The 19,954-nt window shown below is 66.2% G+C and carries 23 protein-coding genes; 15 read left to right on the top strand and 8 right to left on the bottom strand.

Annotated elements, in window-relative coordinates; genetic code table 11:
• Positions 1–17 precede the first annotated feature (17 nt).
• The 3 genes from pgl to zwf are packed head-to-tail and all read right to left on the bottom strand — an operon-like array spanning position 18 to position 3,180.
• Positions 18–740 carry a 6-phosphogluconolactonase gene (pgl, locus tag RT551_RS04645; RefSeq protein WP_313456026.1) on the bottom strand — a complete coding sequence of 241 codons (723 nt, stop codon included), beginning with the start codon at positions 738–740 and terminating at the stop codon, positions 18–20.
• Positions 737–1,744 carry a glucokinase gene (gene glk / locus RT551_RS04650; RefSeq protein WP_313456028.1) on the bottom strand — a complete coding sequence of 336 codons (1,008 nt, stop codon included), beginning with the start codon at positions 1,742–1,744 and terminating at the stop codon, positions 737–739. Before glk ends, pgl begins: the two co-directional genes overlap by 4 nt.
• A complete protein-coding gene (zwf, locus tag RT551_RS04655) occupies positions 1,741–3,180 on the bottom strand; it encodes a glucose-6-phosphate dehydrogenase (protein WP_313456030.1) in 1,440 nt (479 codons plus the stop codon). The genes glk and zwf overlap by 4 nt, the downstream gene beginning before the upstream one ends.
• A 354-nt stretch (positions 3,181–3,534) precedes the next feature.
• Between zwf and ugpC the strand changes: the two genes are divergently transcribed.
• Positions 3,535–4,629, top strand: coding sequence for a sn-glycerol-3-phosphate ABC transporter ATP-binding protein UgpC (ugpC, locus tag RT551_RS04660; protein WP_313456031.1), 1,095 nt, complete (start codon positions 3,535–3,537; stop codon positions 4,627–4,629).
• 93 nt (positions 4,630–4,722) lie between these two features.
• Here the strand turns inward: ugpC and RT551_RS04665 are convergent, their stop codons facing one another.
• Positions 4,723–5,595, bottom strand: coding sequence for a folate-binding protein (locus RT551_RS04665; protein ID WP_313456033.1), 873 nt, complete (start codon positions 5,593–5,595; stop codon positions 4,723–4,725).
• A gap of 39 nt (positions 5,596–5,634) precedes the next feature.
• On the opposite strand from RT551_RS04665, the gene RT551_RS04670 reads away from it, so the two are divergent.
• From RT551_RS04670 to RT551_RS04715, 10 genes are all read left to right on the top strand, one after another.
• The gene (locus RT551_RS04670) at positions 5,635–5,808 is read left to right on the top strand and encodes a DUF1674 domain-containing protein (protein WP_125360152.1); all 174 of its coding nucleotides are present in this window, start codon (positions 5,635–5,637) and stop codon (positions 5,806–5,808) included.
• A 56-nt stretch (positions 5,809–5,864) separates the two neighbouring features.
• Positions 5,865–6,257 (top strand): succinate dehydrogenase, cytochrome b556 subunit, encoded by a 393-nt coding sequence (gene sdhC / locus RT551_RS04675; protein ID WP_125360151.1) that lies wholly within the window; start codon positions 5,865–5,867, stop codon positions 6,255–6,257.
• The gene (gene sdhD / locus RT551_RS04680) at positions 6,254–6,640 is read left to right on the top strand and encodes a succinate dehydrogenase, hydrophobic membrane anchor protein (protein ID WP_311190890.1); all 387 of its coding nucleotides are present in this window, start codon (positions 6,254–6,256) and stop codon (positions 6,638–6,640) included. The genes sdhC and sdhD overlap by 4 nt, the downstream gene beginning before the upstream one ends.
• 31 nt (positions 6,641–6,671) lie before the next feature.
• Positions 6,672–8,462 carry a succinate dehydrogenase flavoprotein subunit gene (gene sdhA, locus RT551_RS04685; RefSeq protein WP_313456034.1) on the top strand — a complete coding sequence of 597 codons (1,791 nt, stop codon included), beginning with the start codon at positions 6,672–6,674 and terminating at the stop codon, positions 8,460–8,462.
• A 66-nt stretch (positions 8,463–8,528) separates the two neighbouring features.
• Entirely contained in the window at positions 8,529–9,314 is a 786-nt protein-coding gene (locus RT551_RS04690; RefSeq protein ID WP_313456036.1) for a succinate dehydrogenase iron-sulfur subunit, read from the top strand.
• Between the two features lie 200 nt (positions 9,315–9,514).
• The gene (locus RT551_RS04695) at positions 9,515–9,763 is read left to right on the top strand and encodes a succinate dehydrogenase assembly factor 2 (protein WP_313456038.1); all 249 of its coding nucleotides are present in this window, start codon (positions 9,515–9,517) and stop codon (positions 9,761–9,763) included.
• On the top strand, positions 9,714–10,163 hold the full coding sequence (locus RT551_RS04700) for a hypothetical protein (RefSeq protein WP_313456040.1): 450 nt from the start codon (positions 9,714–9,716) through the stop codon (positions 10,161–10,163). The genes RT551_RS04695 and RT551_RS04700 overlap by 50 nt, the downstream gene beginning before the upstream one ends.
• A gap of 23 nt (positions 10,164–10,186) precedes the next feature.
• A complete protein-coding gene (locus tag RT551_RS04705) occupies positions 10,187–11,428 on the top strand; it encodes a lipoprotein-releasing ABC transporter permease subunit (protein WP_311190894.1) in 1,242 nt (413 codons plus the stop codon).
• The gene (lolD, locus tag RT551_RS04710; protein WP_313456042.1) at positions 11,421–12,134 is read left to right on the top strand and encodes a lipoprotein-releasing ABC transporter ATP-binding protein LolD; all 714 of its coding nucleotides are present in this window, start codon (positions 11,421–11,423) and stop codon (positions 12,132–12,134) included. The genes RT551_RS04705 and lolD overlap by 8 nt, the downstream gene beginning before the upstream one ends.
• A gap of 89 nt (positions 12,135–12,223) precedes the next feature.
• The gene (locus RT551_RS04715) at positions 12,224–12,670 is read left to right on the top strand and encodes a DUF6491 family protein (protein WP_313456043.1); all 447 of its coding nucleotides are present in this window, start codon (positions 12,224–12,226) and stop codon (positions 12,668–12,670) included.
• Positions 12,671–12,764: 94 nt separating this feature from the next.
• Here the strand turns inward: RT551_RS04715 and RT551_RS04720 are convergent, their stop codons facing one another.
• From RT551_RS04720 to ftsY, 3 genes are read right to left on the bottom strand one after another with little or no spacing between them, the layout of a single operon-like run.
• Positions 12,765–13,034 (bottom strand): oxidative damage protection protein, encoded by a 270-nt coding sequence (locus tag RT551_RS04720; RefSeq protein WP_313456044.1) that lies wholly within the window; start codon positions 13,032–13,034, stop codon positions 12,765–12,767.
• Positions 13,035–13,038: 4 nt separating this feature from the next.
• The gene (mutY, locus tag RT551_RS04725) at positions 13,039–14,127 is read right to left on the bottom strand and encodes an A/G-specific adenine glycosylase (protein WP_313456046.1); all 1,089 of its coding nucleotides are present in this window, start codon (positions 14,125–14,127) and stop codon (positions 13,039–13,041) included.
• On the bottom strand, positions 14,127–15,431 hold the full coding sequence (gene ftsY, locus RT551_RS04730; RefSeq protein ID WP_313456048.1) for a signal recognition particle-docking protein FtsY: 1,305 nt from the start codon (positions 15,429–15,431) through the stop codon (positions 14,127–14,129). Before ftsY ends, mutY begins: the two co-directional genes overlap by 1 nt.
• 133 nt (positions 15,432–15,564) lie before the next feature.
• Here ftsY and RT551_RS04735 point away from each other — a divergent pair, with 133 nt between their 5' ends.
• Positions 15,565–15,864, top strand: coding sequence for a hypothetical protein (locus RT551_RS04735; protein ID WP_313456049.1), 300 nt, complete (start codon positions 15,565–15,567; stop codon positions 15,862–15,864).
• 77 nt (positions 15,865–15,941) lie between these two features.
• On the opposite strand, the gene htpG is transcribed toward RT551_RS04735, so the two are convergent.
• Positions 15,942–17,840 carry a molecular chaperone HtpG gene (htpG, locus tag RT551_RS04740; protein ID WP_313456051.1) on the bottom strand — a complete coding sequence of 633 codons (1,899 nt, stop codon included), beginning with the start codon at positions 17,838–17,840 and terminating at the stop codon, positions 15,942–15,944.
• Between the two features lie 367 nt (positions 17,841–18,207).
• Here htpG and rsmD point away from each other — a divergent pair, with 367 nt between their 5' ends.
• From rsmD to RT551_RS04755, 3 genes are read left to right on the top strand one after another with little or no spacing between them, the layout of a single operon-like run.
• A complete protein-coding gene (rsmD, locus tag RT551_RS04745; protein ID WP_313456052.1) occupies positions 18,208–18,825 on the top strand; it encodes a 16S rRNA (guanine(966)-N(2))-methyltransferase RsmD in 618 nt (205 codons plus the stop codon).
• Positions 18,822–19,331 carry a pantetheine-phosphate adenylyltransferase gene (coaD, locus tag RT551_RS04750; RefSeq protein ID WP_125360136.1) on the top strand — a complete coding sequence of 170 codons (510 nt, stop codon included), beginning with the start codon at positions 18,822–18,824 and terminating at the stop codon, positions 19,329–19,331. Before rsmD ends, coaD begins: the two co-directional genes overlap by 4 nt.
• Before the next feature lie 54 nt (positions 19,332–19,385).
• Positions 19,386–19,877, top strand: a complete 492-nt coding sequence (locus tag RT551_RS04755) for a hypothetical protein (protein WP_311190903.1) — start codon at positions 19,386–19,388, stop codon at positions 19,875–19,877.
• Positions 19,878–19,954 lie beyond the last annotated feature (77 nt).

The raw sequence follows: 19,954 nt of genomic DNA on the forward strand, positions 1-19,954 counted from the left end.
GGAAGGTCGGTCACGGCTCAGTCGCACCAGTGGATGCGCAGCTTCGGGCCGTCCATGTCGATGGCGTTGAGGATGGGATACAGCTGGGCGTTGTTGCTTTCCAGCGCCTGCTTGAGCACTTCCAGCTTCTGCTTGCCGCGCAGTAGCAGCAGGCGCTGGCGGCACTTGCGCAGCCCATGCGGGGTCAGCGTGATGCGCAGCGGCCACTGGTTCGCGCCCGGGCATCCGGTGGCGTCCAGTGCGGCGTAGGGCAGGGTGCTTTCCAGCGCACGGCCGAGGTCTTTCGAACCCGGGAACAGCGACGCGGTGTGGCCGTCGTTGCCCATGCCCAGCACCGCCAGGGTCGGTGACTGTGAATGTTGTGCCTGCAGATTGGCGGTGTACACGCACTCGGCAATCGGCTTGCCGACCCGCACCAGCGGATCGAAGTGGGCGCTCTCGGCACGCTTGAGGAAGCTCTCGCGCACCAGCCAGGCGTTGCTGTCGCGGTCGTTCGGCGACAGCCAGCGTTCGTCCACCAGGCTGACTTCAACCCGGTCCCAGTGCACGTCCAGTTCGGCCAGCGCCTGGTACACCGGTGCCGGCGTGGTGCCACCGGACAGCAGCAGGCGCGCACGACCGGTTTCGCGGATGTCCACGTTCAGGCTTTCCGCCATCTCGTTGGCGACCGCTTCAATCCAGGCATCGGCTTCGCCGTGACGGATCAGTTCAAAGCGTTCGGAAGTGTCGAGTCGGTTCATGCAGTGCCTCCCGGCAGGTCGCGTTCGATGTCGGCGGCATACGCAGCTGCGCCCAGCAGGCCCGCATGGCGGTGCATCACCGCCAGCGACGGCACCCGCGACATGATCGAAGAGAAGCGGCCCTTGTGTTCAAAGCGCTGGCGGAAGCCGGAATGCTGCAGCGAATCGAGCATCTTCGGTACCAGCCCGCCGGTCAGGAACACGCCGTCCCAGGCACCCTGGATCAGCACCAGGTCGCCGGCAATCGCACCGAACACCGCGCAGAACACGTCCACCGCGCGCATCGCCTGCGGGTCGCCCTGCAGCGCACGTGCGGTGACATCGGCCGGCTGCAGCAGGCCCGGATCAAAACCGGCCATCTCGCAGACCGCGCGATGGATGTTGACCAGGCCCGGGCCGCAGATCAGACGCTCGTTGGAGACCCGGCCGAACTGCTCGGACAGGATTTCCAGAATGCGGATTTCCTCTGGCGTGCCCGGCGGGAAGCTGACGTGTCCGCCTTCGGTTTCCAGCGGATAGCAGCGGCCATGGCGCAGGATCAGACCGCCCACGCCCAGCCCGGTGCCCGGGCCGATCACCGCGTAGTTGCGCGGCTGTCCCGGCTTGCCTGGCACCCACGCGGCACCGCCCACCTGCACCACGTCGCTGGGCTGCAGCAGGGAGATCGCCATCGCCTGCGCGGCGAAGTCGTTGATCAGGTGCAGCTGGCCGAAGCCAAGCATGTGTGCGGTGCGCGCACGCGAGATCACCCACGGGTGATTGGTGATGCGCGCTTCGTCACCGTCAACGCGGCCGGCCACCGCGAACACGCCACGGTCGGCGTCGGCCCCGATCTGTTCCAGGTAATGCCGTGCGGCGTCACCCAGCGAAGGGAAGTCGGCCACCGCGAATTCGCGCACGGTGTCAGCCAGCAGCGGTGCTGCCTGCTGGGTGTCAGCCAGTGCGAAGCGGGCGTTGGTGCCGCCAATGTCGGCGACCAGCGCCGGAAGGCTGGCGACCGTCATGCCGGATCCTTGCGGCCGGCATCCGCGTCCACGTCAGCCGGCAGGAAGCCGGCCGCTTCGGTCGGACCCCACTGGCCAGCGGGGTAGGGCTGCAGCGGCAGCGGCGCAGCCTTCCAGGCTTCGCTCACACTGTCGATCCACGCCCAGGCTGCGCGCACTTCGTCGTCGCGCACGAACAGCGCGTGGTTGCCATTGAATGCATCCAGGAACAGGCGCTCGTAGGCGATGCGACGGTGCAGGCCGGTCGGCACCGACAGTTCCAGTTCCAGCGGGTGCAGTTCCAGCGCGCCCCATTCCGGGCCGGCCAGGCTGCTCATCAGGCCGAGTTCGATGTTTTCCTGCGGCTGCAGCTGGAAGGTGATGCGGTTCGGGGTGGCGTTGCCGCGATGCGGGCGCTCGAACAGCCAGTGCGTGACCGGCTTGAGCGTCACCACCACGCGCGTGGTGCGTTCGGGCAGGCGCTTGCCGGTGACCAGGTGGAACGGCACGCCCGACCAGCGCCAGTTGTCGATGTGCGCGGTGACCCCAGCGAAGGTTTCCACGTCGCTGCCTTCCGGCGGCTGGTAGGCCTGGGCCGGCTGGCCGTTGATGCTGCCGGCGGTGTAGCGGCCGCGCACGCTGTCGCGCGCCGCGTGCTTGGCATCGAGCGGACGCAGGGCGCGCAGCACCTTGACCTTCTCGTCGCGCACGCGGTCGGCTTCCAGCGAAGCCGGCGGTTCCATCGCCACCAGGCACAGCAGCTGCAAAATGTGGCTCTGGACCATGTCACGCAGCGCGCCGGAGCGCGCGTAATACGCGTCGCGGCCATCCACGCCTTCGCTTTCGGCAACCAGGATGTGCACCGACTCGATGTAGTTGCGGTTCCACACCGCTTCCAGCAGCGTGTTGCCGAAGCGCAGCGCGATCAGGTTCTGCACCGCGGCCTTGCCCAGGTAGTGGTCGAGGCGGAACACGCGGTCTTCGTCGATCCACTGGCCGATGGTGGTCAGGATGTGTTCGGCGCTGGCGCTGTCGCTGCCGATCGGCTTTTCCAGCATCAGGCGCGCCGGCGCGGCGAGCGCGCCGCCCAGGGCCAGACCTTCGCAGGTGGAGATGTACAGGCCCGGCGGAATGGCCAGGTAGCTCACGCACTGGCGGTGCACCAGGTCGCGGACCGAATCGGCCACCGACTGCGGATCGCGCAGATCGACCGAACGGTAATCAATGCGCTGCAGCAGCGACTGGATGTCCTCCTGGCTGGCCTGCGGCATCGCCTGTTGCAGGCGCGGGCGCAGAATTTCGCGGAAGGCCTCGGTGTCGTGCGGCGACAACGCCAGTGCGCGGACCTTGAAGTCTTCCGGCAGCAGGCCATCGCCGAGCAGGCGCAGCAACGAAGGGAACAGGTAGCGTTGGGCAAGGTCGCCGGTGGCGCCAAACAGGAAGAGGGTGTCGTGCATCGCTCGAGTTTCAGATCCGGGTGACATCGTTGTCAATCGCTTCTCGTCTATGTTCTCGGGGGTGTTGCTGGTGGCGCTGTCCGATTGCTGCAGGTGCAACATGAACAGGCGCGTACCCGCCCATCATGGGCCAAACACCGCTGCAATCGGGAGACTGGCGTCTCATCCGCGCACACCGGTGAAGACCGAACCAAGGATACTGCCACGTGAAAACGTTTACATGGCAGAATGCGCAGACTGTATTCGATTGCAGTGGTCGCCGTCATGCGGCACCACGCCATCGACCTGCCATCGGGAGGGCCGAAGGCAGTTCCGCACAACAGCCCGGAGAACGGGCGGACTGGAATGGGTGATATGGCAAAAGTGCAGTTGCAGGGCGTGCGCAAGGTGTACGACAACGGCCAGGTGGCCGTGCAGGGAGCCACCTTCGAAGTGGCCGACGGCGAATTGATGGTGCTGGTGGGGCCGTCCGGCTGTGGCAAGTCGACCCTGCTGCGCATGGTGGCGGGTCTGGAAGAGATCAGCGGTGGCACCCTGACCATCGGCGACCGGGTGGTCAACGACGTGGCCCCCAAGGACCGCGACATCGCCATGGTGTTCCAGAGTTATGCCCTGTACCCGCACATGACCGTGGCCGAGAATCTGGCCTTCGGACTGAAGCTGCGCGGCCACGACAAGGCGACCATCGCCAAGCGCGTCAACGAGGCGGCACAGACCCTGGGCCTGACCGAGATGCTGGACAAGCTGCCCAAGGCGATGTCCGGCGGCCAGCGCCAGCGCGTGGCGCTGGGGCGTGCACTGGTGCGCGAGCCGGCGGTGTTCCTGCTGGATGAGCCGCTGTCCAACCTCGATGCCAAGCTGCGCCACAGCGTGCGCACCGAAATCGCGCAGCTGCATCGCAAGCTCGGCACCACCATGATCTATGTGACCCACGACCAGGTAGAAGCAATGACCCTGGGTCAGCGCATCGTGGTGCTCAAGGACGGCATCATCCAGCAGATCGACACGCCGATGGCGCTGTACGACCGCCCGGCCAACCTGTTCGTGGCCGGCTTCCTCGGCAGCCCGGCGATGAACGTGCTGCGCGGCACGCTGGAGCGCGGCAGCGAAGGGCTGGTGGTGGCACAGGCGTCGCTGCGTGCCCCGCTGGGCGACGCAACCGTGGATGCGGCGTGGGTCGGCACGTCCATTGCCGTCGGCGTGCGACCGGAGCATCTGCAGCCGGCGGCGGCGGGTGATGCGCATGGCTTCGATGCCGAGATTGAAGGCATTGAGCCGGTGGGCAACGAGATCTTCGTCAACATGCGCCAGGGTGATCAGGCGCTGGTGATGCGTGTTGCACCGCAGGTGTTGCCGGCGGTCGGGGAATCGATCCGGGTGGCGATCCAGCCGCAGGGGCTGCATTTCTTTGATGCTGAAACCGGGGAACGGTTGAATCACGACGCGTGATAATGGATGGCGCAGCCACGCAGGGCGTGGCTCTACGTACGGTGTGATATCCGTAGAGCCACGCCCTGCGTGGCTGCGCGGTCCATCAGCAAGTCAGCGCGCCAACCCTTCCAACAACGGCACCGCGTGCGCCTCCGCACCCCCCACGCTCAACGCGCCTTCCGCCAGCTCCAACGGCAACACCGCCAACGCCAGATCACCGGCCACGCTGGCCGCGGTGCCAATGGCCGCACCGTTCTGTTCCACTGACGCCCCACTGGCCACGCCGTCGCCTACGCGCAGCAGCTGCAGCGCCCGCTTGGCCTTGCCCAGGAAGTGCGTGCGCGCCACGATCTCCTGGCCCGGGTAGCAGCCCTTCTTCACGCTGTAGCCGTTCAACCGGTCCAGGCCGAGTTGCTGCGGCGTCCACGCCTCCCGCTGGTCAGCCTCCAGGCGGGGCAGCCCGTAGCGCAGGTCGGACTGGCGCCAGGCCAGGGCAAAGCCCGCGTCCTCGGCCAGCGCTGCCTCCGCGGGGCCGATCCACAGCGAGCGCGGCAGTGCATCGCTGCCGACATCCAGCTCCAGGCTCTGATCATTCTGCGCAAACACGGCCCCGCTGGCCGCCTCCGGCGCAGTGAAGCTGCCGGCAACGCTCAGGTCACTGCGCAGTTCCACTTTCAACTTGCGGCGGAAGACGAAGCGCTGCAATTGCGACGCAATCGCATCGGCATCGCCGTCGGCCAGCACCAGCATCACGTGATCGTCCTCGACCCGCAGCAGCTGGAACACCGCCAGCGTGCGGCCTTTCGGGCTCAGCCAGGCGCTCCACTGCCAGTGCCGCAGGGGCAGGGTGGTGACGTCGTTGGCGAACTGGGCCTGGGCAAACACCACCGCGTCGGGCCCGCGCAGGCTGAGCAGACGGTGACCGGAAAGACGCGTAAACGCGCCGGTAAGACCATTGGATGGCAGGGGCAGGTTGTCAGGCACGTGAACGGGGTCTAAAATTTGTGCGTTGCGAGACCACCCATGATAGGCCAAACAACCCCCACTCCCGACGTCGAACCTGAAGCCCCGCTGGTACCGGAGGAGCATGCGCTCGTCCCGACCCCGGCACCGGCTCCGGAATTTGGCGGCCGCGGCGGACTCGATCCGGTGCGGTATGGCGATTGGGAGAAAAACGGACGCTGCATCGATTTCTGATCAGCATTGAGCCAACGCGGCATTGCGCCGCCCAGCCGAGACAACGAGCCCAGCGAATGGCCGCCAGAGAACGTCCCCTTTCCCCGCACCTTCAGGTGTATCGCTGGCAGATCCAGATGGCCACCTCGATTCTTCATCGAGCGACCGGCATCTTTCTGTCTGTTGGAGCCCTGATCATCGCCGGCGGCCTGCTCGCCCTGATGATGGGTCCTGAATCCTGGAACTGCTTCACCGGTCACGCCGGTGCATGGTATGGAAAGCTGTTCCTGTTCGCATGGACGTGGTCGTTTGCCTATCACTTCTGCAATGGCATCCGCCATATCGTGCAGGACTTCGCCATCGGCTTCAGCATTCCGGCGTTCGTGCGCAGCAGCTGGCTGTCGGTCGTCGGTTCGCTGGTGATCACCGCGCTGGTCTGGGCCTATGTGTTCGTCGGAGGTGCCGCATGAGCAAGTTCCGTACTCCGTTGAAGAACGTGCGTGGCCTGGGTGCTGCCAAGACCGGCACCGAGCACTTCGTGCACCAGCGTTTGACCGCCACCGCGCTGATTCCGCTGACCCTGTGGTTCCTGGTGTTCGTGCTGAGCCTGGTCGGTTCGGACTACGCGGCCGCCACCGAAGCGGTGTCCAAGCCGTGGAATGCGGTGCTGCTGGTCGGCTTCCTGATCGCCATGTTCTGGCATGCGCAGCTCGGCCTGCAGGTCGTGCTGGAAGACTACATCCATAACTCGCTGCTGGCCCTGGCGCTGCAGACCACGGTGAAGTTCATCGCCGTGCTCGGCGCGATCGTCAGTGTTTTTGCGGTCGCCCGCATTGCGCTCGGCGTTGCCTGAGTCCAGGCACCAAGACAGGAATCCAGATTAGATGTCCGCTTACAAGATTACTGAACACAAGTACGACATGGTCGTGGTCGGTGCCGGCGGTGCCGGTCTGCGCGCCACGTTCGGGCTTGCCGCCAAGGGCCTGCAGACGGTCTGCCTGACCAAGGTCTTCCCGACCCGTTCGCACACCGTGGCCGCGCAGGGCGGTATCTCCGCCGCGCTGGGCAACATGGGCGAAGACGACTGGCGTTACCACTTCTACGACACCATCAAGGGCTCGGACTGGCTGGGCGACCAGGACGCCATCGAGTACATGTGCCGTGAGGCCATTCCGGCCATCATCGAGCTGGAACACTACGGTGTGCCGTTCAGCCGTACCGAAGAGGGCAAGATCTACCAGCGCCCGTTCGGTGGCATGACCACCAAGTACGGCGAAGGCCCGGCGGCGCAGCGTACCTGCGCGGCGGCCGACCGTACCGGTCACGCCATGCTGCACACGCTGTACCAGCAGTCGCTGAAGCACGACGCGCGCTTCATGATCGAGTACTTCGCGCTGGACCTGATCTTCGATGAAGAAGGGGCCTGCCGCGGCGTGCTGGCGCTGGACATGGCCGATGGCTCGCTGCACCTGTTCCGCGCCCAGGGCGTGGTGCTGGCCACCGGCGGTTACGGCCGCGCCTACTTCAGCGCCACCTCGGCGCACACCTGCACCGGCGACGGCGGCGGCCTGGCCATGCGTGCCGGCATCGCCATGCAGGACATGGAGTTCGTGCAGTTCCACCCGACCGGCATCTACGGTGCCGGCTGCCTGATCACCGAGGGTGTCCGCGGTGAAGGCGGCATCCTGCGCAACAGCAACGGCGAGCGCTTCATGGAGCGCTATGCACCGCACTACAAGGACCTGGCGTCGCGCGACGTGGTCGCCCGTTCCATGACCATCGAAATCCGCGAAGGCCGCGGCGTCGGCGAGCACAAGGACCACATCCTGCTCGACCTGACCCACCTCGGCCCGGGCGTGATCGACGAGAAGCTGCCGGGTATTGCCGAAAGCGCCCACATCTTCGCCGGCGTCGACGTGCACAAGCAGCCGATTCCGGTCATCCCGACCGTGCACTACAACATGGGCGGCATTCCGACCAACTTCCACGGTGAAGTGGTGCGCAAGGTCGGCGACAACAACGACGCCGTGGTGCCGGGCCTGTACGCGATCGGCGAAGCCGCCTGCGTGTCGGTGCACGGTGCCAACCGCCTCGGTTCGAACTCGCTGCTCGACCTGGTGGTGTTCGGTCGTGCGGTGGCCAACCGCTGCGCTGAAACCATCAAGCCGGGTGCGGCGCACAAGCCGCTCGCTTCGGACGCCTGCGACAAGGCGCTGGGCCTGCTCGACAAGCTGCGCTACGCAAACGGCGACACCCCGACCTCGGTGATCCGCGACAACATGCAGCGCACCATGCAGGCTGACGCGGCCGTGTTCCGCACCAGCCAGACGCTGAAGGAAGGCTGCGAGAAGATGGCCACCGTGTTCGATTCGTTCCAGGACGTGAAGGTCAGCGATCGTTCGCTGGTCTGGAACTCCGACCTGATCGAAACCTACGAGCTGAACAACCTGCTGCTCAACGCAGTGGCAACGATCAACTCGGCCGAACAGCGCAAGGAAAGCCGCGGCGCACACGCGCACGAGGACTTCCCGGACCGCGACGACGTCAACTGGCACAAGCACACGCTGGTGCACGTGGACGAGAAGGGCAAGTGCAGCTTCGACTACCGTCCGGTGCACATGTACACGCTGACCGACGAGGTCGCCGTGGTGCCGCCGAAGCCGCGCGTGTACTGATCGCGATCCCGACTACCGAGCATCCGCGCCTTCGGGCGCGGGCCGCCTGAGCCAACGAGAACAGCCATGGCCGAGTTTTCCCTGCCAAAGAATTCCAAGATCACGAAGGGCAAGCACTTCCCCGCCAAGACCGGCGGCAAGAACCTGCGCACCTTCAAGGTCTACCGCTGGAGTCCTGACGACGACAGCAATCCGCGCACCGACACCTACGAGATCGATCTGGACGCCTGCGGCCCGATGGTTCTGGACGCGCTGATCAAAATCAAGAACGAAATTGATCCGACCCTGACCTTCCGTCGTTCGTGCCGCGAGGGCATCTGCGGTTCGTGCGCGATGAACATCGACGGCACCAACACGCTGGCCTGCACCCGCGCCATTGCGGACTGCGGCAAGGCCGAAGTGCCGATCTACCCGCTGCCGCACATGAGCGTGGTCAAGGATCTGGTGCCGGACCTGACCCACTTCTACGCGCAGTACGCGTCGATCAAGCCGTGGATCCGCACCCAGACCCCGGCTCCGCCGGACCGTGAGCGCCTGCAGTCGCCGGAAGACCGCAAGAAGCTGGACGGCCTGTACGAGTGCATCCTGTGCGCCTGCTGCTCGACCAGCTGCCCGAGCTACTGGTGGAACGGCGAGCGTTACCTGGGTCCGGCGATCCTGCTGCAGGCCTACCGCTGGATCATCGACTCGCGCGATGAAGACACCGGTGCGCGCCTGGACGACCTGGAAGACCCGTTCAAGCTGTACCGCTGCCACACCATCATGAACTGCGCCCGGACCTGCCCGAAGGGCCTGAATCCGGCGCTGGCCATTGCCGAGATCAAGAAGCTGATGATGGCGCGCCGCGCCTGATGATGGTTGGGTTGTCCGGCACCGCGATGACACGCATGGCGTGTCACTACGGGGTGCTGGTCGGCACCGCGATGACACGCATGGCGTGTCACTACGCCAGGTTGAACGTGTAGGGACACGCCATGCGTGTCCATGGTGCAATGATCGAAACCGGTAGAGCCACGCCCTGCGTGGCTTTGCCACTTCTGGAAGCACACCTGGTGGACGAACACACCCTCCTGAAAAAACTCCGCTGGCGCTGCCGCCGCGGTATGCGCGAACTGGACCAGCTGTTCGAGCGTTATCTCAACCGCGAATGGAGCACTGCGCCCACAGAAGAGCGCGAGGTTTTCCTGTTCCTGCTCGACTGCGAGGACGATAAGTTGTGGCGCTGGTTCATGGGATACGAACAGTGCCCGCATGCCCACGCCGTCCCGCTCCTGGAGAAGATCCGCGCCCTGCCTGCTTGATTGGCGTCCGTCGCGCTGGCAGTGCGCCGCGCATGCGCTGCTGGCCCTGTTGACGCCGCTGGTCGTGCTGGGCAGCGGGCTCCCCGATCCCTGGCGCTGGCCAACCGCACTGCTGGCCACGGCGTGGGCTGCAGGGCAGGGCTGGCACCATGCCCGACGTCCCGCCTGCCGCATCGTCATCTGCGCCGGCGATGCCCCGGTGACCGTCAACGGCGAGCCGGTGGATGACGTGTCCCTGCAGGACCGTGGCTGGCTGCTGCAACTGCGCTGGCGCACGGGTGGCCGCTGCCATGCCCGACTGTTCTGGCCCGACACCCTGCCACCCGCCGCGCGACGTGAACTGCGACTGGCCGTGCGGGCCCACTGCATTTCCCGTTCACGCCCGGCAGTGGCACCATAGTGTGAATTGTCCGGCGTACCTGCATGTTCAAACCCATTCCTGTAGCCATCGGCCTGCGTTACCTGCGGGCCAAACGCCGCAACGGCTTCATCTCCTTCATTTCGATGGCCTCGATCCTGGGCATTGCCCTGGGCGTGACCGTGCTGATCACCACGCTGGCGGTGATGAGCGGCTTCCAGAAGGAAATCCGCGACCGCCTGCTGCAGATGACCGCGCACACCACGGTCACTACCGACGGTGCGCCGATGTCCGACTGGCAGCATGCGGTGGAGGTGGCGCGCAAGGACCCGCGGGTCGCCGGTGCCGCCCCGTACATCGAAATCCAGGCCATGCTCAGCGGTCCGCGCGTGCAGGGGGCGATCGTGCAGGGTATTGACCCGGCGCAGGAACCGGCCGTGTCGGTGATCAACCAGAAGGTCAAGAAAGGCAGTTACGACAGCCTGACCCCCGGCAGCTACAACCTGCTGGTCGGCAAGGAGCTGGCACTGTGGCTGGGCGTGGATGTCGGCGACACCGTGCTGGTCACCCTGGCCGAAGTGCAGGGCACCCCGGTCGGAGCGATGCCCCGACTGAAGCGATTCACCGTCAGTGGCATTTTCGAGGCCGGCTACAACGAAATCGACCGTGGCGTGGCCTACGCCAATATGGACGACCTCGAGCGCGTGCTGCGCATCGACGGCGTCACCGGCGTGCGCCTGAAGCTGCACGACATGGACAAGGCCTTCGACGTCGGTTACGACCTGGCGCGTGGGCTGGGCGGTGCCTATCGGGTCAGCGACTGGACCCAGCAGAACGCCAACCTGTATCACTCGCTGCGCATGGAGAAGGTGGTGATGGGCATCCTGCTCTCGCTGATCATCGCCATGGGTGCGTTCAACCTGGTGTCGTCGCAGGTAATGCTGGTCACCGACAAGCAGGCCGACATCGCCATTCTGCGCACGCTCGGCCTCACTCCCGGCGGGGTGATGCAGGTGTTCATGGTGCAGGGCTCGCTGATCGGCATCATCGGCACCGTGCTGGGCGTGGTCGGCGGCATCACCCTCACGCTCAACCTGGAGCGCATCCTGGAGCTGATCGAGTCGGTGTTCCAGGTCAAGCTGCTGCCGGAAGACGTCTACTACATCACCGGGCTGCCGACCGACATGCAGACCCCGGACATCGTCATCATCACCGTGGTTGCGCTGGCCATGAGCTTCCTCGCCACCCTGTACCCCGCGTGGCGTGCTGCCCGCACCCAGCCGGCCGAGGCCCTGCGTTATGAATGAGCCGATCAACCGCGGCGACGAAGTGATCCGGGCCCAGGGCCTGGCCAAGACCTATGCCGAAGGGCGCATGCAGACCCCGGTGTTCAAGGGCCTGGACCTGACGGTGACCGCCGGCGAAACCGTGGCCATCATCGGTGCCTCCGGTGCCGGCAAAAGCACGCTGCTGCACCTGCTGGGCGGGCTGGATACGCCGACCGCCGGCGAAGTGTTCGTGACCGGGCAGCAGATGTCGGCGCTGTCGGACGGCCAGCGTGGCCGCCTGCGCAATGCCGCGCTCGGCTTTGTGTACCAGTTCCACCACCTGTTGCCGGAATTCACCGCGCTGGAAAACGTGATGATGCCGGTGCTGTTGAATCGTCGCGAGGTCGCCGACGCCAAGGCGCGTGCGGAAGCGCTGCTGGAGTCCGTCGGGCTGGGGCATCGCCTCACCCACAAGCCGGGCGAGCTGTCCGGCGGCGAGCGTCAGCGTGCGGCCGTGGCCCGCGCGCTGGTCAACCGCCCGGCCTGCGTGCTCGGTGACGAGCCCACCGGCAACCTGGATGACAAGACCGCCGGCACCGTGTTCGAACTGATGCTGGAGCTCAATCGCGCCCACCACACCAGCCTGGTCCTGGTCACCCACGACCGCAGCCTGGCGCGGCGTCTGGATCGCGTGCTGGAGCTGCGCGAGGGCCGCCTGCACGCGCTGGCGCACAGCGAGGTCTGATCTGGAAGCTGAATGACCGGTTCATGACAGTGCCGGGTGGCGGTTTTCCGGTGCATCATCCGTCCATTCATCACAAACGGAGGTGTGCCATGAAGTCGCTGATCGCCGTTGCTGCCCTGAGCCTGACCCTTGCCGCCTGTTCCAGCACCGGCCGCCTGAGCACGGCGGACAGGCTGGAGCTGTACCGTTCCCACGCCGGTGCGCCGCAGCCGGACCTGCAGTATTTCGGCTCACTCAACGGCTGGACCGAGCTGGGCGACAGCGCGCTGGCGGTATGGACCCGCCCCAGCGAGGCCTACCTGCTGGAACTGCGTGGCCCCTGTGACGGGCTGAGCTACGCGCCGGCGATCGGGCTGACCAGCCAGATGGGCCGGGTGTCCTCGCGCTTCGACAAGGTGCTGGTGCGCGACACCACCGGCGGCCCGCGCGTGCCGTGTTTCATCGGCAGCATCCGCAAGCTGGACGTGCCGGCATTGCGGGCGTCGGAGAAGGAGCTGCGCAAGGCGGACGTGGCCGAGCGCGAAGCGACGACCTGAGGTAGTGCCGGCCGCTGGCCGGCAACCTCATGAACGTCGGATGTGTATGCGTGGTTGCCGGCCAGCGGCCGGCACTACCGGCGTAGGCGTTCGCCTACGCCTCCGGGGTAAACCCGGCCGGCTTCTCCGCACCCTCGCCGAACAGGAACTTCTCCAGTTCCTTCTCCAGAAACGCACGATGCTCCGGATTGCGCGGCGACAGCCGGTTTTCATTGATCAACATGGTCTGATGCGCCAGCCACGCGGCCCAGGCACTCTTGCCGATGCCGTTGAAGATGCGTTGACCCAGTTCGCCCGGGTAAGGCACGAAGTCCAGGCCTTCGGTGTCGCGTTGCTCTTTCTGGCAGAAAACGGTGCGGGACATGGGATTACTCAAGAGAAAGCAGAAGTTTGCGGATCGGGGCCGGCAGGCCCAGTGAACCCAGCGCGGCGGGCGCGACCCAGCGCAGGCGCTCATTGTCGCCCAGCCCGTCGCGCAGGGCGACCGGACCCAACTGCAGCACCCGCAGGTGCAGCCGGTAGTGGCTGAAGGTGTGTTGCAGCACCGGCAGCGGCTCGGCCAGTTCCAGCGCGCCCTCTACATGGGCGTCGAACCAGTCCTGCAACGCCGGGCTGTTGTCGGCCTGTGGCAGTGTCCATAACTGCGCCCAGATGCCGGTATCCGGGCGCTTGCCGAGCAGGATGTGGCCGCGCGCATCGCGCAGCAGCAGGGCAGTGGCTTCGCGTTCGGGCAGGGTCTTGCCCGGCTTCGGGGTCGGCAGCTGCTCTACCCGTCCGTCGCGGCGTGCCACGCAGTCGTCGGTGAGCGGGCAGATCACGCAGGCGGGCTTGGCGCGGGTGCAGACCGTTGCCCCCAGGTCCATCTGCGCCTGGGTGTAGTCGGCCAACCGGCCGTTGGGAACATGGGCGACATGGTCGTTGGCCCGCGCCCACAGCACTTTCTCCACGGCCGGCAGGCCGGGGAAGCCTTCAATGCCGTGGAAGCGGCTCATTACCCGTTTGACGTTGCCGTCCAGGATGGCGAAACGGTCATTCCAGGCCTGGCTGAGAATCGCGCCCGCAGTACTGCGGCCGATGCCGGGCAGCGCCAGCAGCGCATCAAAGTCGCGGGGCAGGTCGCCGCCATGCAGTTCCACACAGCGTTGCGCGGCGGCATGCAGATTGCGAGCACGCGCGTAGTAGCCCAGCCCCGCCCACTGCGCCATCACGGCGTCATTGCTGGCAGCGGCCAGGTGGGGCAGGGTGGGGAAGTGCTCGAGGAAGCGCAGGAAGTACGGAATGACCGTGGCCACCTGGGTCTGCTGCAGCATGATCTCCGACAACCAGACCCGGTAAGGCGTGCGCGGATGCTGCCAGGGCAGGTCGTGCCGCCCATGGTCGTCAAACCAAGGCAGCAACCGCCCAACAAACGCATCGTGCCCCGTAGAGCCACGCCCTGCGTGGCTGACCGCGCGCATCAACCACTCAACGCTTCAGGCAACAGCGCATCCACGAACGCTTCCGGATCAAACACGCGCAGATCCTCGGGACGCTCGCCAATGCCGGCAAAGCGGATCGGAATCCCGAACTCCCGTGCCAGCGCGAACACCACGCCGCCCTTGGCGGTGCCGTCGAGCTTGGTCACCACCAGCCCGGTCACGGTGACCACGGCGTGGAACTGGCGCAGCTGCGACAGCGCGTTCTGGCCGGTGGTGCCATCAATCACCATCAGCACTTCATGCGGGGCGGCCGGATCGATCTTGCCGAGCACGCGGCGGATCTTGCCCAGTTCGTTCATCAGCCCGCCCTGGGTATGCAGGCGGCCGGCGGTATCGGCGATCAGCACACTGGTGCCACGCGCCTTGCCGGCCTGCAGGGCATCAAACGCCACCGATGCAGCGTCGGCGTTCTGGCCCTGCGCGACCACGGCCACGCCGTTGCGCTCGCCCCAGGCCTGCAGCTGGGCCACGGCAGCCGCGCGGAAGGTATCACCCGCAGCCAGCATCAGGCTGTGGCCCTCATCCTTGAAGCGCTTGGCCAGCTTGCCGATGGTGGTGGTCTTGCCGACCCCGTTGACGCCCACGGTCAGCACCACGAACGGCTTGGCGTTGCGGTCGATGACCAGCGGCTGCGACACCGGCTGCAGGATGGCGATCAGTTCGGCACGCAGGGCGGCCTGCAGGGCGCGCGCGTCGGCGAACTCGCGCGCCTTCATGCGCTTGCGCAGGCCTTCCACCAGTGCGGTGGTGGCGGTAACGCCGACGTCGGCGGTGATCAGCGCGGTTTCGATTTCATCCAGCAGGTCGTCGTCGAGCTTGGGATTGCGCGAGAACAGGCTGCCCACGCTGCGTGCGAACACGCTGTTGCGCAGGCGGTCACGCCAGCCGGACTTGCCCGGCGCGGCCGGGGCGACCTCGTCGGTGACCTCCGGAGTGGCCAGTGGCTGGACGGCTTCCTGGACGATTTCGGTGGCGACCACGACCGGGGCAGTGGTCTGCACGGCCGGTTCGGGGGTGACCTGGGGCGCGATGGGCGCGGTTTCGATGACCGGGGTCGGTGCCGGCACGGAATCCGTAAAGCCGGGCTCTGCCCGGCTGTGCGGCGATGCATCACCTTCCAGCCGGGCAGAGCCCGGCTCTACAACGGCGTCCGGCGTCGCGTCTTCCGTCTGCGGGGCCGCGCCGGGAAACGCGGCCGCCAGCTCTTCGGCCGAATAATGCTGGGTCTTGGGCGCGTCCTGCGGCGCGTCCTGGGGCTTCTTGCGGCGGAAAAAACTGAGCATGGGCAAAAGGTGCTGATATTCAGAGGGATATGCTACCACCCGGGCCTGTCGGGCCCGCGTGCATTCAAGTTCCGCGGCCGGGTGCCGTTAACAGCCACGGAGGACCGCATCGTGCCGGTCCAGGGGGCACCGCATGAGCAGCATCATGGCCATTACCGGCAGCGGCATGCGCGCCGCCCAGCAGGGTGTGCAGGTCGCCGCGCACAACGTGGCCAATCTGCCGACCGCCGATGCCCAGCGGCTGCAGCTGCAGCGCAGTACCGCCGCCGAGGGCGGGGTGCAGACGTCGGTCGGCACCACCGTCGAAGACCCCGCCGCGCCGGTCGCCGACCTGGTTGCCGCACGCACCGAGGTGCTGGCGTTCAAGGCCAACGCGATGGTGTTGCGGCGGGCCGATGAGATGCTGGGAAGCCTGTTCGACGATAGAGCCTAGGGTAGTGCCGGCCGCTGGCCGGCTCCACGCGCCACCCGGAAGGATCATGAAGAGCCGGCCAGCGGCCGGCACTACCTTCAGGCGGACAATTCCAACAACAGCTTGTTCAACCGCCGCACATACGCCGCCGGGTCCTTCAGCGAATCGCCGGCAGCCAGCGCGGCCTGATCGAACAGCACGCGGCTGAGGTCGTCAAACCGACCACTGTCGGTTTCCTGATCCAGCTTGCCGATCAACGGGTGCCCCGGGTTGAACTCGAACACCGGCTTGCTGTCCGGCACCTTCTGTCCGCTGGCTTCCAGAATCTGGCGCATCTGCAGACCCAGGTCCTGCTCGCCAATGGCCAGAATGGCCGGCGAATCGGTCAGGCGGTGCGACACGCGCACATCAGCGACATCGGCACCCAGCGCGGTCTTCAAGCGCTCGACCAGCGCCTGCTTGTCCTTGGCGGCTTCTTCCTGGGCCTGCTTGTCTTCGGCACTTTCAAGTGCGCCCAGATCAAGATCACCACGGGCAACGTCGACGAACGACTTGCCGTCGAACTCGGTCAGGTAGCCCATCAGCCACTCGTCGATGCGGTCGGTGAGCAGCAGCACTTCGATGCCCTTCTTGCGGAACACTTCCAGGTGCGGGCTGTCCTTGACCTGGGTGTGGCTCTCGCCGGTGAGGTAGTAGATCTTGTCCTGGCCCTCGACCATGCGCTCGATGTAATCGGCCAGCGACACGCTCTGCTCGCCGCTGGCGTCATGGGTGGAGGCGAAGCGCAGCAGGCCGGCAACCTTTTCGCGGTTGCCGTAGTCTTCAGCCGGACCTTCCTTCAGCACCTGGCCGAACTGCTTCCAGAACCCGGCATAGACCTCGGGCTTGTCGCTGGCCAGTTTTTCCAGCATGTCCAGCGAGCGCTTGGTCAGTGCGGACTTCATCGAGTCGATGACCGGGCCGCTCTGCAGGATCTCGCGCGAGACATTCAGCGACAGGTCGTTGGAGTCGACCACGCCCTTGATGAAGCGCAGGTACAGCGGCAGGAACTGCTCGGCCTGGTCCATCACGAACACGCGCTGCACGTACAGCTTCAGGCCCTTGGGCGCGTCGCGGTGGTACAGATCAAACGGGGCGTGGCCGGGCACGTACAGCAGCGAGGTGTACTCGAGCTTGCCTTCCACCTTGTTGTGGCTCCAGGCCAGCGGATCCTGGTGGTCGTGGGCGGCGTGCTTGTAGAACTCCTGGTACTCGGCGTCAGTGATCTCGGTGCGCGGACGGGTCCACAGCGCGCTGGCGCGGTTGACGGTTTCCCATTCGACCTCGGCCGGTGCGTCTTCGCCGTGGTGTTCCTTGACCATCTGGATCGGCAGGCCGATATGGTCGGAGTACTTCTTGATGATGCCGCGCAGGCGCCAGCCATCGGCGAAGTCCTGCTGGTCGTCCTTCAGGTGCAGGACGATGCGGGTGCCTCGCTCGGCTTTGTCGATGGTTTCGACGTCGAAGTCGCCTTCGCCGCGCGAGGACCAGTGCACGCCTTCGCTGGCGGGCAGGCCGGCGCGACGGGAATACACGTCCACCTGGTCGGCGACGATGAAGGCGCTGTAGAAGCCAACGCCGAACTGGCCGATCAGCTGCGAGTCCTTCTTCTGGTCGCCGGAGAGCTGGCGCAGGAAGTCACCGGTGCCGGACTTGGCGATGGTGCCGAGGTGGGCAATGGCGTCGTCACGGCTCATGCCGATGCCGTTGTCGTCGATGGTGAGGGTGTGCGCGGCGGGGTCGAAGCTGACCTGGATGCGCAACTCGCCATCGCTTTCCAGCAGGGCCGGCTGGGTCAGCGCTTCAAAGCGCAGCTTGTCGGCGGCGTCGGCGGCATTGGAGATCAGCTCGCGAAGGAAGATTTCCTTGTTGGAGTACAGCGAGTGGATCATCAGCTGCAGCAGCTGCTTCACTTCGGTCTGGAAGCCCAGGGTCTGCTTCTGGCTTGGCTCGGTCATGGGGCGATGCTCCTTGAGGTCGATGGCGCGCAACGCGCGGCGGCTGGCTCAAGGGGTAGGGATGGATTGTCCCGTTTTCAAGCGGGCGGCGTCTCCATTGTTCCGTGCGGGGCGGCCTCCGGGCGGCCCCGCTCCGGGACACGCCGTGAACCCATCCATGGGGGCTGCTCCAAAACATCCATGTTTTGGAGCGTCCCTCCGGGGGCCACCCGGAGGCCGCCCCCGATGGATCATCGCCATCGGACAGAAAAGCAGGATTCTGCTTTGGTAGCGTCGGTCGACAGACGACGGCCGTGAACGTCACCACGCCCGGTAACGCATTAAAACCACCGAATGCACCCGTCGGCCCTACGGTATCCTCCCCGCCATGAAACCACGCTCCTCCGCCCCCACCCCGATGGGCCAGGTCCGCATCATCGGCGGCAAATGGCGCAACACGAAACTCCCGGTCCCCATGTCCCCGGGCCTGCGCCCGAGCAGCGACCGGGTCCGTGAAACCCTGTTCAACTGGTTGATGCCCAAGCTCGGCGGGGCGCAGGTGCTGGACCTGTTCGCCGGCAGCGGCGCTCTGGGGCTGGAAGCGGTATCCCGCGGGGCGGCGCAGGCCACCCTGGTGGAACGGGATGGCGCGCTGTGCCGTCAGCTGCGGGAATCGGTGGCGAAGCTGGGTGCGCAGGACCAGGTCCAGGTGGCGCAGGCCGATGCACTGCAATGGCTGGCGCAGCCGGCGGCAGGGCAGGCGGACATCGTGTTCGTGGACCCGCCGTTTGCCGACGGGCTGTGGGAGGGGGTGCTGGCGGGGCTGGGCCCGCATCTGGCCGCCGATGCGTGGCTGTATCTGGAGTCGCCGGGCGACCGGGTGCCGGTGGTGCCGGCCCCGTGGCTGCTGCACCGCGAGGGCGGGACCCGGGAGGTCCGTTTTGCCCTGTACCGGCGCGCCGCTGCTACACTTTCACCAGATCACAACAGCGTATCTGCCGTATGACCGTGGCCAACCGCCGCATTGCCGTGTACCCGGGCACTTTCGATCCGATCACCAACGGTCACATCGACCTGGTGAACCGGGCCGCGCCGTTGTTCGAGAAGGTGGTGGTGGGGGTGGCGCAGAGCCCGTCGAAGGGGCCGACGCTGCCGCTGGAGCTGCGGGTGTCGCTGGCTCGCGACGCGCTGGCCCACCATAAGAACGTGGAAGTGCGCGGCTTCGATACGCTGCTGGCACATTTCGTACGTTCGGTGCAGGGCGGCATCCTGCTGCGCGGCTTGCGCGCGGTGTCCGACTTTGAATACGAGTTCCAGATGGCCAGCATGAACCGCCATCTGATTCCGGAGGTGGAGACCCTGTTCCTCACCCCGGCCGAGCAGCACAGCTTCATTTCGTCGTCGCTGGTCCGCGAGATCGCCCGCCTGGGCGGCGACGTGTCCGGCTTCGTGCCAGCGTCGGTGCTGGAGGCACTGCGCAAGGTGCGCGAGGCGAAAGCGGGCGCGTCGTAACATCCGTCACACCCTGTCATTCACATTCCAAGCATTACCAGAGGGAGGAAACCCATGAACAACACCATGCGTGCCATGCTGATCGCGTCGTTCGCGCTGGCCTTCACCGCCTGCAAGAAGGAAGAAGCCGCACCGGTCGCCGAAGCCCAGCAGGCGCTGGTCGCCCCGGCCAAGGACGACGATGCAGGCTGGAAGAAGTACCTGCAGGCCGTGGCCATCCAGAACATGGGCAACATTTCCAACAGCCCGTTCCTGTACTACCTGTCGCCGGAATCGGATCCGGAGTTCCAGGCCAAGTACGACCGTCAGGTGGAAAGCGCCACCGCCGCTGTCGCCCGTGGCGTGCAGCCGGGCAACATGCTGGCCTTCGGTTCGTCAGCTTCCTCGAAGATGGCCGACATGATCCAGGCCGTGTTCAAGGACGTCGGTGCCGACTCGATGAAGGGTGTCCGCGTGGTGTTCATCGGCCAGGCCGCTGACAACGCCCGCGTGCAGTCGATCGTGCAGCCGACCGGTGCCGAGTACATTTTCGTCGAAGCCAAGTAAGCCGTGCCCTGGCGGCCACGCTTTCGGGCGTGGCCCGGGCGGTTTCCCTGCGGAAGCCGCCGATGACCGGCCAGCGC

Origin of the sequence: Stenotrophomonas sp. (genome assembly GCF_032103445.1) — a bacterium.
GTDB lineage: Bacteria > Pseudomonadota > Gammaproteobacteria > Xanthomonadales > Xanthomonadaceae > Stenotrophomonas.

Bases quoted from the DNA above. Each gene is read 5' to 3' on its own strand.
- sdhD (WP_311190890.1), top strand. From the start codon at position 6,254: ATGAGCAAGTTCCGTACTCCGTTGAAGAACGTGCGTGGCCTGGGTGCT.
- zwf (WP_313456030.1), bottom strand. From the start codon at position 3,180: ATGCACGACACCCTCTTCCTGTTTGGCGCCACCGGCGACCTTGCCCAA.
- ugpC (WP_313456031.1), top strand. From the start codon at position 3,535: ATGGCAAAAGTGCAGTTGCAGGGCGTGCGCAAGGTGTACGACAACGGC.
- RT551_RS04690 (WP_313456036.1), top strand. From the start codon at position 8,529: ATGGCCGAGTTTTCCCTGCCAAAGAATTCCAAGATCACGAAGGGCAAG.
- lolD (WP_313456042.1), top strand. From the start codon at position 11,421: ATGAATGAGCCGATCAACCGCGGCGACGAAGTGATCCGGGCCCAGGGC.
- ftsY (WP_313456048.1), bottom strand. From the start codon at position 15,431: ATGCTCAGTTTTTTCCGCCGCAAGAAGCCCCAGGACGCGCCGCAGGAC.
- RT551_RS04670 (WP_125360152.1), top strand. From the start codon at position 5,635: ATGATAGGCCAAACAACCCCCACTCCCGACGTCGAACCTGAAGCCCCG.
- pgl (WP_313456026.1), bottom strand. From the start codon at position 740: ATGAACCGACTCGACACTTCCGAACGCTTTGAACTGATCCGTCACGGC.
- RT551_RS04705 (WP_311190894.1), top strand. From the start codon at position 10,187: ATGTTCAAACCCATTCCTGTAGCCATCGGCCTGCGTTACCTGCGGGCC.
- mutY (WP_313456046.1), bottom strand. From the start codon at position 14,127: ATGCGCGCGGTCAGCCACGCAGGGCGTGGCTCTACGGGGCACGATGCG.
- htpG (WP_313456051.1), bottom strand. From the start codon at position 17,840: ATGACCGAGCCAAGCCAGAAGCAGACCCTGGGCTTCCAGACCGAAGTG.
- glk (WP_313456028.1), bottom strand. From the start codon at position 1,744: ATGACGGTCGCCAGCCTTCCGGCGCTGGTCGCCGACATTGGCGGCACC.
- sdhC (WP_125360151.1), top strand. From the start codon at position 5,865: ATGGCCGCCAGAGAACGTCCCCTTTCCCCGCACCTTCAGGTGTATCGC.
- RT551_RS04700 (WP_313456040.1), top strand. From the start codon at position 9,714: ATGCCCACGCCGTCCCGCTCCTGGAGAAGATCCGCGCCCTGCCTGCTT.
- coaD (WP_125360136.1), top strand. From the start codon at position 18,822: ATGACCGTGGCCAACCGCCGCATTGCCGTGTACCCGGGCACTTTCGAT.
- RT551_RS04735 (WP_313456049.1), top strand. From the start codon at position 15,565: ATGAGCAGCATCATGGCCATTACCGGCAGCGGCATGCGCGCCGCCCAG.
- RT551_RS04715 (WP_313456043.1), top strand. From the start codon at position 12,224: ATGAAGTCGCTGATCGCCGTTGCTGCCCTGAGCCTGACCCTTGCCGCC.
- RT551_RS04720 (WP_313456044.1), bottom strand. From the start codon at position 13,034: ATGTCCCGCACCGTTTTCTGCCAGAAAGAGCAACGCGACACCGAAGGC.
- RT551_RS04755 (WP_311190903.1), top strand. From the start codon at position 19,386: ATGAACAACACCATGCGTGCCATGCTGATCGCGTCGTTCGCGCTGGCC.
- rsmD (WP_313456052.1), top strand. From the start codon at position 18,208: ATGAAACCACGCTCCTCCGCCCCCACCCCGATGGGCCAGGTCCGCATC.
- sdhA (WP_313456034.1), top strand. From the start codon at position 6,672: ATGTCCGCTTACAAGATTACTGAACACAAGTACGACATGGTCGTGGTC.